The 13,356-nt window shown below is 66.7% G+C and carries 8 protein-coding genes and 1 pseudogene; 2 read left to right on the top strand and 7 right to left on the bottom strand.

The window, feature by feature from the left end:
* Positions 1 to 2: 2 nt before the first annotated feature.
* The 7 genes and pseudogenes from QM748_RS03300 to QM748_RS03330 form a co-directional block, all read right to left on the bottom strand.
* A complete protein-coding gene (locus QM748_RS03300) occupies positions 3 to 2,900 on the bottom strand; it encodes a secretin and TonB N-terminal domain-containing protein (protein WP_415245632.1) in 2,898 nt (965 codons plus the stop codon).
* A gap of 216 nt (positions 2,901 to 3,116) precedes the next feature.
* Positions 3,117 to 4,148, bottom strand: a complete 1,032-nt coding sequence (locus QM748_RS03305) for a FecR family protein (protein ID WP_415245633.1) — start codon at positions 4,146 to 4,148, stop codon at positions 3,117 to 3,119.
* The gene (locus QM748_RS03310; protein WP_415245634.1) at positions 4,145 to 4,735 is read right to left on the bottom strand and encodes an RNA polymerase sigma factor; all 591 of its coding nucleotides are present in this window, start codon (positions 4,733 to 4,735) and stop codon (positions 4,145 to 4,147) included. Before QM748_RS03310 ends, QM748_RS03305 begins: the two co-directional genes overlap by 4 nt.
* 157 nt (positions 4,736 to 4,892) lie before the next feature.
* Positions 4,893 to 5,990 (bottom strand): NADH:flavin oxidoreductase/NADH oxidase, encoded by a 1,098-nt coding sequence (locus QM748_RS03315; RefSeq protein ID WP_415245635.1) that lies wholly within the window; start codon positions 5,988 to 5,990, stop codon positions 4,893 to 4,895.
* A gap of 67 nt (positions 5,991 to 6,057) precedes the next feature.
* Positions 6,058 to 7,197: an ABC transporter permease gene (locus QM748_RS03320; RefSeq protein ID WP_415245636.1), complete on the bottom strand. Its 1,140-nt coding sequence runs from the start codon at positions 7,195 to 7,197 to the stop codon at positions 6,058 to 6,060.
* 11 nt (positions 7,198 to 7,208) lie between these two features.
* Positions 7,209 to 9,858, bottom strand: a pseudogene (rbbA, locus tag QM748_RS03325) (ribosome-associated ATPase/putative transporter RbbA).
* 137 nt (positions 9,859 to 9,995) lie between these two features.
* Positions 9,996 to 11,063 (bottom strand): HlyD family secretion protein, encoded by a 1,068-nt coding sequence (locus tag QM748_RS03330; protein ID WP_415245637.1) that lies wholly within the window; start codon positions 11,061 to 11,063, stop codon positions 9,996 to 9,998.
* 320 nt (positions 11,064 to 11,383) lie between these two features.
* On the opposite strand from QM748_RS03330, the gene QM748_RS03335 reads away from it, so the two are divergent.
* Positions 11,384 to 12,511: an MlaE family lipid ABC transporter permease subunit gene (locus QM748_RS03335; protein WP_415245638.1), complete on the top strand. Its 1,128-nt coding sequence runs from the start codon at positions 11,384 to 11,386 to the stop codon at positions 12,509 to 12,511.
* Between the two features lie 53 nt (positions 12,512 to 12,564).
* Positions 12,565 to 13,353, top strand: coding sequence for an ABC transporter ATP-binding protein (locus QM748_RS03340; protein WP_415245639.1), 789 nt, complete (start codon positions 12,565 to 12,567; stop codon positions 13,351 to 13,353).
* Positions 13,354 to 13,356 lie beyond the last annotated feature (3 nt).

Here is a 13,356-nt window from a genome sequence, read left to right on the forward strand (position 1 = left end):
GCTCAGAAGCTGTATTCCAGCCTGGCCGCGACCGAGCGGCCCGGTGCGTAGTAGTCGAAGAACACCGGCTGGCCGCCGACGGTATACGAGCCGATACCGTTCTGGATCTTGCGGTTGAACACGTTATAGACGTCCACCGTTGCCCGCAGATTCTGGTCCTTGTTGCGGTACAGATCGATGCCCAGGGACATGTTGACGGTGAAGCGCGAAGGCAGCTTGCCCTTGGTGTAGGAATTCACCCGCCAGCCATCGTCGAGCGTAACCCGGGGGCTATTGACCAGCACGTCGGTTTTCTGTGTCCAGATGCCGGTCGTCGTCAGATGGATGCGCTCCGACAGCGCGGCGCTCCACAAGCCGACGATCTGCAGCGGACGGTTGAAGTTGCTCAGGTCCAGTTCGTTGGCGTCGATCAGCTTGCCGTTGTAGATGACCCGGCTGCGGTCGATTTTCTGGGTGATGTCGGACCAGCTGCCGGCGTCCGCCGTGTAGTCGAGGTAGTTCGACTCGCTGTCGGCAAAGGTGGTGCTGAGGCGGAAGAAATGGTTCCTGAAGTAGTTGTTCGAGATCGAGATGGTGTGGCCGGCATAGGTGCTTTCGCCGTCGTTGGTGGCCGCATAGCCCCCGTCCCGCTGGAAGCGGCGCATGATGCCGTCCTTGCCCTTGCGGTAAACGTAGTTGTAATTGACCACGAAGCCGCCTTGGAGCTGCAGATCGAAGCCGAGGCTGGTTTCGTCCGAATAAGGTGTTTTCAGGTCCTTGGCCTCGTAGTCCGCGCCGGCCGAGCCACTCGAACTCTTCGTCCATGCGGGCAGCATGCCATCGGGGCCAGCGGTGGTGCCACGGATGTAGCGATCGGCACTGCCTTGGTTCTTGAACAGGGAGTAATAGAGGTTGGGGCCGCCGTAGTAGCGGGCCTGACCGGCGTGCAGCACGGCAACGTTCCTGCCGAGCACATTCCAGCTGCCGGCGACACGGGGGGCAAAGTTCGTGTTGCGGAACTGGTCGTCGTAATCGATGCGGATACCGGGGCGCAGCATGAAATCGGAGAAGGTGATGGTGTCCTGCAACCACAGCGACCAGGTCTGCACTTCAGCGTCACGGTCATAGGGCGCGTACACATTCTTGACACGGAAAAACTGGTCGTAGAGGGCGCCGCCCGTACGCGCGTTGTCGTAGCTCACGCCGTCCTGGCCTGGGGCGAGCGGGCCACGCACTGCTGCATGAGAGTTCTGGTACTGGACGGAGCCGCCGCCGACGGCCTCGCCCTTCACGATTTCGTTGCTCAGGCCGACCGAGAAGCTGTGTTTGGCATTCCCCAGTTGCAATGCGTTGAACTCGAAGTCCAGCACCGTCTGAAAGGTGCGCTGCTTGAAGTCCAGATCGTTGGCCAATGTGTTGCCGCCGGCGGAATAGCCGCAGATCGTCATGGCGCCGGTGATGGGATTGACCGCGCAGGGGATGGCGGAACCCCAGTTGGTTTCACCATAGGTGATCCATTGTTTGTTGACGTTGGATTCGACCTCCCGGTTCGAAACCATGTTGCCGTACTTGAATTTGGCGCTGGCCTTGCCGGCGGACAGGACTTTCGACAGATTGAGGGCGAAGTCGTAGGTGCGCTGCTCCTGGTCGTATTCCGAATTGATCGCGCGTGGATTGAAGTAGTTGCCGTTGTATTTGTAATAAACGCCAGTCAGGTTCACATCGAGTCCGGATTCGGTGCGGCCGCCGATCGAGGTGAAGAAGGTTTCGGCGGAGCGGGTCTGATCCTTGGTCGTGGCGTTGTCGGTGTCGATGGTGTTGGCGGAACGGGTCGTGTACTTGAGGGGAATCTTCGACAGCGTCTTGTCATAGGCAACGATGGCCGCGAAGTTCTCGCTGATCGGCACGTTGAGCATGAAGCCGCCGGTGTTTCGGGTGTATTCCGGCTGGCGCAGGGCGCTGAACGATTCGTCGAAGGATTCGCCGCGCAGACCCGCTTCATCGTAGAAGCGCTTGTCCCAGCCGCTGCGATTGTGGCCCCAGCGGACCTTGCCGCCGAAGCGGGTGGGGTCGGGCTTGCGTGTGTCGGCGGACACGACGCCGCCGGTGAAGCCGCTGTGATTGACCGAAATGCGTGAATCCTGCAGTTCGATGTTGTCGAGCAGGTCGGGATCCAGGTTGTAGGACTGTGCCGTGCCTACCGGCTGGCTGCCCACCTTGATGTCGTCGAGGTAGGCCGATTGGGTGCTGCCGTTCGAGGCCACCCCCGAGCTGGAGGTGGGCGGCGCGACATGGTTGTTGTTGCCCAGGCCGTTGATGACGTAGCGGTTTTCGTAGGGCTTGCCGCCCGAGATGGAAATCTGCGGCGGCTTGATCTCGCCGCCCTGCATCGAGCGTTCCGCGCTGTTGCTGGTCTGCACCTGGGAATGGAGCGCCAGCGCTCCTTCGATCGAGCTGGATTTGTTCGGCATCCTGTCCAGCAGCTCGCGGTCGATGCTCCATTCGGCCTTGTTGACCACCACGACCGGCGGCAGCGTGCTCTCGCGGGACCTCGCCGCCGCCCTCAGGGTGAACACCCCCGGCCGCGACAGGCTCGCGGTGATACCGCTCCCCGCCAGCAGCCGCGCAAGGGCTTCGCCGGTGGAGTAGCTGCCCTTGAGCGCGGGGGCCCGCAGTCCGGCAACCGTCGCTTCGTCGAACAGCACCTGGGCCTTCGACTGCTGGGCGAAAGCGCGCAGGCTGCTGTCCAGCGCCTGGGCCGGAATGTCGAATTCGGTACGCGCCTCTTGCGCACTTGCCGGTGCTGCCATCACCGCCAGCGCCGACGCCACCATCAGCGAAACCGTCGCCGGCCGGAATGCCGCCGCGCAACCGCGCAGATGTGCGGCCAGCAGCCGCCCCTTGAACTTGCCTGCCTTCATTACGACTCCATCCGTCATCGAGATGAAGCGCGATCCCCGTCGCGCTTCGGACGCACGCCAGGTGGACATGGCGTACAGCGAAAGCGGCCGGTGGCTAGTCTGGGATTTTCCGTGACGTGGCTGGCAGCCGTTGGGTCCGAAAAACCGGGCCCTGATAGCTAGAACGGTGTTTTCACCGAAATGAGAACCATGTCGGTGAAAATTTTTTGCGGCTGCTTAGCGTCTGGTGATCACGTAGCCGCCGTCGCCCTGCCGCTGAACCCGCACCGGCAGCAGATCGGGCAGCGACTCGAGGAAGGCTTGCGGGGCACGGGTGGCTGCGTAGCCCGACACGCGCAGATCGGCGACGTCCTTGCCGTGCAGCTCGACTGGCTGGCCGAGATAGCGGCCGAGTTCTTCGGCGACTTCGGCGAGGCGGCTGCGGCGGAAGACGAGTTGGCCGTCACGCCAGTCGCCGACGGTTTCGGCGAGCAGGGGAGTGGTCTGGTAGCGGCTGCCGGCCTGATCGAAGAGCAGGCCCTGCCGTGCGGCAAGCCTGACCGGCGCTTGCTTGGAGGATGCATTGATGCGGACTTCGACCTCGCCTTCGAGCACCTTCACGCTCAGTCCGGGCGGCACGGCACGGACGTTGAAAGCGGTGCCGACGACGCGCACCTCGCTGTTGCCGGTGCGCACGATGAACGGGCGCTCGGGCCCGGCCTCGACGCGGAAGAAGGCTTCGCCGCGGCCGAGCCGGACTTCGCGGCGGCGGGGATAGTAGCGAACCTGCACCTGGCTGTCCATGTTGAGGAGGATGCTGGAGCCGTCGGGCAGGGCGAGCTGTTCGGTCCGGCCATGGGCGGTGGCGAGTTCGGCGCTGTAGCGTGGGATGTTGTCCCAGGCGAACCAGCCGCCCACCACCAGCGCGATGCAGGCGGTGGCGATGGCCGGGGCGGGGAGGCTGCCGAACAGGGCGCCGAGCCAGTGCCGGCGCGGGCCGGGCGATGGGCGGGCCGTGTCGACGGGCTGGCGGGCGGGTGCGTCCAGTGATGTTGCACCGATGTCTGCCGCCAGCGCCGGGCGCCGGACATGGTCGAAGTCGTCCCAGGTACGGGCGAGCTTGTCATAAACCAGCCGATGTGCCGGATCGGCAGCCAGCCACTCGGTGAACGCCGTCTCGTCGGCCGGCGTCCACGGCGCCTCGCGGCGGTGCAGGAACCACTCGGCAGCGGTTTCGTGGAGTTCCACGTTCGGAGTCGGGGCGGTCATGAGTCGTCATCCACGCGCCTGGATGTGGCGGGATGCAGGCGTTCCATCTGTTCCAGGCTGGCATAGTGGACGCGAATCTCGCAATAGGCAAAGGCGCGGGCCAGGTGCTTGACCACCATCCGCCGGGAAATGCCCATGCGCTCGGCGACCTCGTCCTGCGGCAGGCCGTCGAAACGGTGAAGTATGAAGGCCTCCCGCTGGCGTTCCGGAAGTTCGTCGAGCGCCTGTTGCAGGCGTTCGAGGCGCTGGCGCTGCTCGGTACGGGAGCAGGGGCAGACGCCATCGGTTGCGATGCCGTCTGCCGTCATTTCACAATCGTCGTAGGCGATGACTTCGATCTGTTGCCGGGCCGGGCTGTTGCGCCACTGGTCGTGCGACAGGTTCTGCGCGATCCGCTGAAGGTAAGGCCCCTGTTCGTCGAGCGGCAGCGCTTTGCCGGCAGCCGCGAGTCGGGCGAAGGATTCCTGGGCGATATCCTCGGCGTCGTCGCGGTTGCCCAGCCGCCGGAAAAGCGTCCTCAACAGCTTCGGCTGCCAGTGGGCAAAGGCGTCGGCGAGGTCGCTTGCTGATTCGGCGCGGTTGCCCATGGATATATTGAAATGAGAAGTAATCTCAATTATCTACGGTGTTGGCGATGATGGCAATTTCCATGGCTCGGCAATCGAGTGACGCCCGGTTCTGCAGTGAATCGCTTCCTGTGCGGATCGCTGCGCTCAAGCGGGCTGCATCGAGACTGCCGCATGCTCATTCGGTCCGGTACCGCTCCAGCCAATGCGCATACGGCGCCGGCAGCACCCAGGTCGGGCGCTTGACCTTCAGCGCCTTCGCCGCGTGCATCGGCCAGTGCGGATTGGCGAGGTGGGAGCGGCCGACCATGACGAGGTCGAGCTGGCCGTCGGCGATGGCGGTTTCGGCCAGTTCGGGCGTGCCGAAACCCCAGGCCGAGGCAACCGGAATGGCGGCCTCCTCGCGCACGCGGGTAGCGACCGGGGCAAGGAAGGCGGGGCCCCAGGGCACTTTGGCTTGCAGCGTGGAAAAGCCGACGCTGACGCTCAGCAGGTCCAGCCCGCCACGCTTGAGGTTGCGGGTCAGGCCGATGGCTTCGGCCAGCGTCTCCTCGTCGCGGCCGTCGTACTCGATGACGCCGAAGCGGGCGGTGAGGGGGAGGTTTTCCGGCCAGACTTCGCGCACCGCGGCCAGCGTCTCGAGCAGGAAGCGGCCGCGGTTTCCGGCGCTGCCGCCGTAGGCGTCGGTGCGCTGGTTGGCATGCACCGAGAAGAAGCTCTGGCCCAGGTAGCCGTGGGCGAAGTGCAGTTCCAGCCATTCGAAGCCGGCGTCGCGGGCGCGGCGGGCGGCCTCGGCGAAGTCGGCGCGGACGCGGGCGATGTCGTCCAGCGTCATGGCCTTGGGCACTTTCGGCAGGTTGGCGCCGAAGGCGACCGCCGAGGGCGCGATCGTCGGCCAGGCGCGCGGATCGCCGTCGGCGATGTGGTCGTCGCCTTCCCACGGCAGGTTGGAACTGGCCTTGCGGCCGGCGTGGCCGATCTGGATGCCGGGCACGGCGCCGGCGGCCTTGATCGAGGCGGCGATGGGGGCGAGGGCGTCGGCCTGGGCGTCGTTCCACAGGCCGAGGCAGCCGGGCGTGATGCGGCCTTCCGGCGAGACCGCGGTGGCCTCGACGATGACCAGGCCGGCGCCGCCGCGCGCCAGCGCGGGGTAATGCACCCGGTGCCAGTCGTTGGCGACGCCGTCGATGGCCATGTACTGGCACATCGGCGGGACGGCGATGCGGTTGCGGAGGGTGGTGTTCTTGAGCGTGAAGGGCTGGAAAAGTGCCGACATGGGGCGAGGGTCCTTTGGTCCGGGCGAAGGGGGCGGCGAGAGGTGTCGAAGGCCGCCGAGGAGGGGTTCAGCTTTGCATCTTGCCGATGGTACTGCGCAGGCGGCGGAGGGCGAGGGCGAAGAAGACGCCGCCGATCAGCGCGACCATGGCGAAGGCGGGCCAGACCACGTCGAGGCCGGCGCCGCGGAACAGGATGCCTTGGGCGAGGCTGACGAAGTGGGTGGTGGGGGTCAGCGACATCAGCCACTGCACCAGCGCGGGCATGCTTTCGCGCGGCGTCAGCGCGCCCGACAGGATCTGCAGCGGCAGCAGCACGAGGATGGTCATGAGGCCGAACTGCGGCATGTTGCGTGCCAGCGTACCCATGAAGATGCCGATCGAGGCGGCGGCGAACAGGTAGAGCAGGGAGGCGGCGCCGAACAGCAGCGCCGAGCCGGGCACGACGACGCCCAGCACGCCCTTGACCATGACCTGCAGCGAAAAGGACGAGGCCAGCAGCACGACCACGCCCATCGACCAGACCTTGGACAGCATGATCTCGAAGGGCGTCACCGGCATCACCAGCAGATGCTCGATGGTGCCGTGCTCGCGTTCGCGGATCAGCGCGGCGCCGGTGAGCAGGATGCCGAGCATGGTGATGTTGTTGATGATCGCCGTCACCGCCGCGAACCAGCCGCCGCTGAGATTGGGGTTGAACATCGCGCGCTCGACCAGTTGCACCGGCTGCGCGGCGGTGCTGCGGTAGCGCTGCACGAAGCTGCGGATCTCATCGTTGACGATGTTCTGGATGTAGCCGGTGCCGGTCTGTGCCTGGCTCTGGCGGGTGGCGTTGACGTTGAGCTGCAGCGCCGGCGAGCGGCCGGCCAGCACGTCGCGCTGGAAGTTGGGCGGAATGTCGAGCACGAAGGTGTGCCGGCCGGCATCCATCGTGGGGTCGATCTCCGCCAGTTCGATCCGCTCCGGGTCGATGAACTGCGGCGGGTGCAGCGCGGCGATGATGCGGCTGGACAGCTGCGACTGGTCCTCGTCGACCACCGCGATCGAGGCCCGGTGCAGGCTTTCGGGCTTGGCGGTGGCGTCGGCATACACCGAGACGGTGAACATGAACACGATCATGAACAGCATCGGCCAGTCGCCGATCAGGCTGTGGAACTCCTTGATGCCCAGGTACCAGGTGTTGTGCAGGGTGCCGTTGCGTGTGCCCATGGTCTTCCTCTTCAGCGGGCCTGCTTCTTCAGCAGCAGCGCGGACAGCAGCGTCAGCACCGGAATGGCCACCAGCAGCGGGATGAAGGCGCCGCCCAGGTCACCGAAGTCGAGCGCCTTCGAGAAGGTGCCCCGGCTGATGGTGAGGAAGTGCGTGGTCGGATACATTTCGCCGATCAGCGCGCCGCCGCCTTCGAGCGAGGACACCGGATCGAGCATGCCGGAGAACTGGATCGCCGGCAGCAGGGTGCCGATCGAGGTGCCGGCCATCGCCGCGATCTGGCTGTTGGTCAGCGTCGACATCAGCAGCCCCAGGCCGGTGGTGGCGGTGACGTAGAGCAGCGCGCCGGTGAAGAAGGCCGTCAGGCTGCCCTTGAACGGCACGTCGAACAGGGTGATCGCGAGCACGAACATCAGCACGCAGTTGAACATCGACAGCGCGATGTAGGGCAGCTGCTTGCCGAGCAGAAATTCGAGCTTGGTGACCGGCGTGGTGTAGACGTTGAGGATGGAGCCCAATTCCTTCTCGCGCACCACGCCGAGCGCGGTCAGCATCGCCGGGATGAACACCAGCAGCATCGGGATCACCGCCGGCACCATCGCGATCAGGCTGCGCATGTCCGGGTTGTAGCGGTAGCGCACGGCGATGTCGGCGAGCGGCGCGGCGGAGAGGCCGGCGCCGGCCATCGCCTCGGTCAGCGTCTGCGCATGCACGCCCATGACGTAGCCGCGCGCGACCTCGGCCCGCATCGGCATCGCGCCGTCCAGCCAGACGCCGACCTCCGGCCGCGCGCCGCGCGCCAGGTCGCGGCCGAAGTTGGGCGGAATCTCCAGCGCCATCGCCAGTTCGCCGGCGCGCATGCGGCGGTCGATGTCGGCATGGCTTTCGAGCGGCGGCTGTTCATGGAAGTAGCGCGAGCCGGCGATGTTGAGGGTGTAGCTTTCGCTCGCGGTGCTGCGGTCGAGGTCGAGCACGGCGTAGCTCAGATCCTCGACGTCGGTGGTGATGCCGTAGCCCATCACCAGCATCAGGATCACGGTGCCGAGCAGCGCCAGCGTCAGGCGGAAGGGGTCGCGGCGCAGTTCGGTCGCCTCGCGGGCGCTGAAGCTGAACAGGCGGGCAAGGCTGAAGCGCGGCGGACGCGTGTGCGCGGCGCCGGCGGGGTTTTCTCCTTCTCCCCCTGCGGGAGAGGGGGTGCGCGAGCCGGCACGTTCATCGCTTCCCGCCAGTTTCACGCCGCTGGCTTCCGCCAGGTAGCCGACGAAGGCATCTTCCAGCGAGGCGGCGCCGCGCTGCGCAGCCAGTTCGTCCGGTGCGCCGCTGGCGAGGATGCGGCCGGCGTGCATCAGCGAGATGCGGTCGCAGCGCTGCGCCTCGTTCATGAAGTGGGTGGTGATGAAGATCGTCACGCCGTCCTTGCGCGACAGGTCGATGATCAGTTCCCAGAAGTGGTCGCGCGCGACCGGGTCGACGCCCGAGGTCGGTTCGTCGAGGATCAGCACGTCGGGCCGGTGCAGCACCGCGACCGCCAGCTGCAGGCGCTGGCGGATGCCCAGCGGCAGCGCCTCGGGCACTTCGTCCATGACCGGGGCGAGGTCGAAGCGTTCGGCCAGTTCGGCGATGCGGGCTTCGCCTTCGGCTTCCGGCAGGTTGAACAGGTCGGCGTGCAGCTGCAGGTTGCGCCGCACCGACAGTTCGGCGTACAGCGAGAAGGCCTGCGACATGTAGCCGACCCGGCGCCGGGTGTCGATGTTGCGGGCGTCGAGGACTTCGCCCAGCAGCAGCGCCTCACCGCGGGTGGGCGGCAGCAGGCCGGTGAGCATCTTCATCGTCGTCGACTTGCCGCAGCCGTTGGAGCCGAGGAAACCGAAGATCTCGCCGCGCCGCACGTCGAGGTTGATGTCGTCGACCGCGATGAAGTCGCCGAAGCGCATCTGAAGACTGCGCGCCTCGATGACGGTGTCGCCGGCTTCGAGCGGCGGAATCGTCAGCGGCGTGTGGTCGCCGAGCCGTTCGGGCGGCAGCAGGGCGAGGAAGGCGCCCTCCAGCGTGTCGGCGCCCGTCCGTTCACGCAGTTCCGCCGGGCTGCCGGTGGCCAGCACGCGGCCGGCGTCGACCGCGACCAGCCAGTCGTAGCGTTCGGCTTCTTCCATGTAGGCGGTGGCGACGAGCACGCTCATGCCCGGGCGCCGCGCGCGGATGCGGTCGATCAGCTCCCAGAACTGGCGGCGCGACAGCGGATCGACGCCGGTGGTGGGCTCGTCGAGGATCAGCAGGTCGGGGTCGTGGATCAGCGCGCAGCACAGGCCGAGTTTCTGCTTCATGCCGCCGGACAGCTTGTTGGCCGGACGGTCGGCGAATTCGGCGAGTCCGGTCGAGGCCAGCAGGTCGGCGATGCGCTCTTCGCGCTCGACACGCGACTGGCCGAACAGGCGGCCGAAGAAGTTGAACGTTCTCGAACACCGACAGCGTCGGGTAGAGGTTCTTGCCCAGGCCCTGCGGCATGTAGGCGATGCGCGGGCAGACGTCGCGGCGGTGGCGGGCGCTGGCCATGTCTCCGCCGAGCACCTCGACCTTGCCTTGCTGGATCTGGCGCGCACCGGCGATCAGCCCCAGCCAGGTGGATTTGCCGACGCCGTCGGGGCCGATGAAGCCGACCATGCAGCCGGCCGGAATGTCGAGCGTGACATGGTCGGCGGCGAGCGTGTCGCCGTAGCGGTGTTCGACGTCGACGAGGCGGACGACGGTTGGGCGGACGACCGGCGCCGTGGAAGGCGCCGCCGATCCGGTCGTGGAATTCACGGCAGCCTCGTCTGCAGCTCGCCGGGCCAGGGTTTGCTGTCGTCGAGGCGGACGTGGGCGACGCCGGGCAGGCCGGTCTTGACGTGCTCGGGGTACTTGGCGAGCAATTCGGGATCGATGCGGGCCTTGACGCGGAACACCATCTTCTGCCGTTCGCTCTGGGTTTCGACCGTCTTCGGGGTGAACTGGGCGACGCTGGCGACATAGGAGATGTGCGCCGGAATCACGTAGTGCTGGGCGGCATCGAGCACGATGCGCGCCTCGGTGCCGATGGCAACGCGGCCGGCGGCCATTTCGGGCAGGAAGAAGGTCATGTAGACGTCGCCGATGTCGACCAGGCTGACGATCTTGCCGCCACCGCCGACGACTTCGCCCGGCTGCACGATGCGGTACTGCACGCGGCCGCCGCGCGGCGCCTTCAGCACGCCGTCCTCCAGCTCCGTCTCCAGCCGGGCGACGACGGCGAGCGTGGCCTGGATCGCGGCTTCGGCCTGCTCGACCTGTGCTTCGGCGGCCTTGACGCCGGCCTGGGCGGCAGCGATCTGGGCCTGGGCGACGTTGATGTTGGCTTCGGCGTTGCGCACGCGGGCGAGGTTGTCGTCGGCGACCTGCTCGGAAATGGCGCGGTCGGCGCGCAAGGCCTGCGAGCGGGCGCTGGTCTTGCGCGCGATGTCGAGTTCGGAACGGCGCTGCACCAGTGTCGCCTCGGCCATGGCGACGTCGGCCTTGCGCTGGGCGACCTGGGCGAGGGCGGTTTCGCGCGCGCTGCGGGCATTGGCGGCTTCCGCGCGGGCCTGGGCGAGCTGGGCCTCGACCGTCTTCATGTCCATGCGGGCGATGACCTGGTCGGCGGCGACGAAATCGCCTTCGTTGACCAGGATGTCCTGCACGCGTCCGGCAGCCTTGGCGGCGACGTCAACTTCGGTGGCCTCGATGCGGCCGTTGCCGTGGACGAAGCTGCCGTCGTCACCGTTGCGGCCGAGGACTTGCCACGCGATGGCGGCCGAGACGGCGAGGAGGGCGGCGACGATCCATGCCGCCTTGTTCTTGATGTCGATTTTCATGGCATTTTTCCGCTCATCGGGCCATATTTCCGGGCCGCGTTTCGGGTTGAGGCGCGGTCCGGATGCCCGCAGCAGCCGTCCCAGGCCGGCTTGGTGCAATCTATGCGGACAGGCAAGAAAAATGCTGCGGTGCACTTGCATTCCAACATTTGCCGAATATCATCGTCAAGCGCCGCATCGTTGCAATAGCTGGCTTCATATGACGATAAGGTGGGGTCTGATGCCGGATGGCAATCACCGGGAACGGTCATGGCAAGGGCGGGTCCGCCAGGGGGTGGCGGCGCCAGGGATAGTGGAGCAAAGACGTTTTGGCTGACTCGATGAGCGGTTTCGCGGATTTGTCCGGCGCGGGCGGCGAAAGCCGGCTCGTGCTGGGCGGTGACTGGACGCTTGCGAACTATCGTTCGCTGGCGGGCCGTGTCGCTGCATTGCGGAAAACGATCGGGCCGGCTACGCGGGTCGATGCCGCCGGCCTGGGGGCGCTCGACACCGCTGGCGTCGCGCTGCTGAACGAACTGCTGGGGCCCGATCGCCTGCAGTGGCTGGCGGGCGATGAAAGCCCGCTGGGCACCGAACGCCGCGCATTGCTGAGAACCGTGTCGGCTGCGCTTGCCACCGAGGAGACTCCGCCAGCAAAGCAGGGCAGTGCGCTGGCTGACGTGCTCGAACACATCGGCCAGGCGACGACGGTGTTCTGGCACCACGTGGTCGGCACCCTGGGTTTCATCGGCATCACCCTGCAAACCGCTTTCTCCCTTCTGCTGCGGCCGCAGCGCTGGCGCGTCACTTCGCTCGTCGCCAACCTGGAGCAGACTGCGCTCAACGCGGTGCCGATCGTCGCGCTGCTGACCTTCCTGGTCGGTGCGGTGATCGCCTTCCTCGGCTCGACGGTGCTGTCGGCCTTCGGCGCCAGCATCTTCACCGTGGACCTGATCGCGTTTTCCTTCCTGCGCGAGTTCGGCGTGCTGCTGACTGCGATCATCGTCGCCGGCCGTACCGCCAGCTCCTTCACCGCGCAGATCGGCTCGATGCGCGCCAACGAGGAAGTCGACGCCATCCGCGTGCTGGGGCTCGATCCGATCGAGCTGCTGGTGCTGCCGCGGGTGTCGGCGCTGATGCTGGCGCTGCCGATGCTGACCTTCGTGGCGATGATCTCGGGCATTGCCGGCGGCATGCTGGTGTGCGCGGCCAAGCTCGACATCTCGCCGGTGATGTTCATGTCGGTGGTCGAGAACGACGTCAGCCTCAAGCATTTCGTCATCGGCATGGCCAAGGCGCCGATCTTCGCCTTCCTGATCGGCATCATCGGCTGCCTTGAAGGCTTCCGCGTCAGCGGCAGCGCGCAGTCGGTCGGCGAGCACACCACGTCGTCGGTGGTGCAGTCGATTTTCATCGTGATCGTGGTCGATGCGGTGGCGGCGCTGTTCTGCATGGAGATGGGCTGGTGAGGCGGGGCTGGTGAGATGGGGACGGTGACGGGGGTGACGCGATGACTGCGGCCATGGAGAACATCATCGAGGTGCGCGGCGTGCGCAACCAGTTCGGTGCGCAGGTGGTGCACGACAAGCTGGACCTCGACGTGCGCCGCGGCGAGATCCTGGGCGTGGTCGGCGGCTCGGGCACCGGCAAGTCGGTGCTGCTGCGGACCATCGTCGGCCTCAACCGCCCAGCGGCGGGCAAGGTGAGCGTATTCGGAGAAGATCTGCTGACGCTGCCGGAGGGCAGGCGTGCAGAGATCGAGCGGCGCTTCGGCGTGCTGTTCCAGCAAGGGGCGCTGTTCTCGTCGCTGACGGTGACCGAGAACGTGGCCTTGCCGATGATCGAGCATGCCGGACTGAAGACGGCGGAAGCGGCGGCACTGGCGCGGCTGAAGATCGCGCTGGCGGGCCTGCCGGCCAATGCGGGCGACAAGTACCCGTCCGATCTGTCGGGCGGCATGGTCAAGCGCGCCGCGCTCGCGCGTGCGCTGGCGCTCGACCCCGACATCCTGTTCCTCGACGAGCCGACCGCCGGCCTCGACCCGATCGGCGCCGCCGCCTTCGACCAGCTCATCCTCACGCTGCGCGACGCCCTCGGCCTGAGCGTGTTCATCGTCACCCACGACCTCGACACCCTTTACACCATCACCGACCGCATCGCGGTGCTGTCGCAGAAGCGGGTGCTGATCAACGACACGCTCGAAGCCGTGGCGGCGACCGACGATGCCTGGATCCGCGAGTATTTCCACGGGCCGCGCGGCCGTGCCGCGGCGGATGCCGCGCAGGCGCTGCAGCACGTCCCGCAAACCTGATTC

This window comes from Thauera sp., assembly GCF_047601425.1.
Lineage (GTDB): Bacteria > Pseudomonadota > Gammaproteobacteria > Burkholderiales > Rhodocyclaceae > Thauera.

Bases quoted from the DNA above. Each gene is read 5' to 3' on its own strand.
- QM748_RS03300 (WP_415245632.1), bottom strand. From the start codon at position 2,900: ATGAAGGCAGGCAAGTTCAAGGGGCGGCTGCTGGCCGCACATCTGCGC.
- QM748_RS03305 (WP_415245633.1), bottom strand. From the start codon at position 4,148: ATGACCGCCCCGACTCCGAACGTGGAACTCCACGAAACCGCTGCCGAG.
- QM748_RS03310 (WP_415245634.1), bottom strand. From the start codon at position 4,735: ATGGGCAACCGCGCCGAATCAGCAAGCGACCTCGCCGACGCCTTTGCC.
- QM748_RS03315 (WP_415245635.1), bottom strand. From the start codon at position 5,990: ATGTCGGCACTTTTCCAGCCCTTCACGCTCAAGAACACCACCCTCCGC.
- QM748_RS03320 (WP_415245636.1), bottom strand. From the start codon at position 7,197: ATGGGCACACGCAACGGCACCCTGCACAACACCTGGTACCTGGGCATC.
- QM748_RS03330 (WP_415245637.1), bottom strand. From the start codon at position 11,063: ATGAAAATCGACATCAAGAACAAGGCGGCATGGATCGTCGCCGCCCTC.
- QM748_RS03335 (WP_415245638.1), top strand. From the start codon at position 11,384: ATGAGCGGTTTCGCGGATTTGTCCGGCGCGGGCGGCGAAAGCCGGCTC.
- QM748_RS03340 (WP_415245639.1), top strand. From the start codon at position 12,565: ATGGAGAACATCATCGAGGTGCGCGGCGTGCGCAACCAGTTCGGTGCG.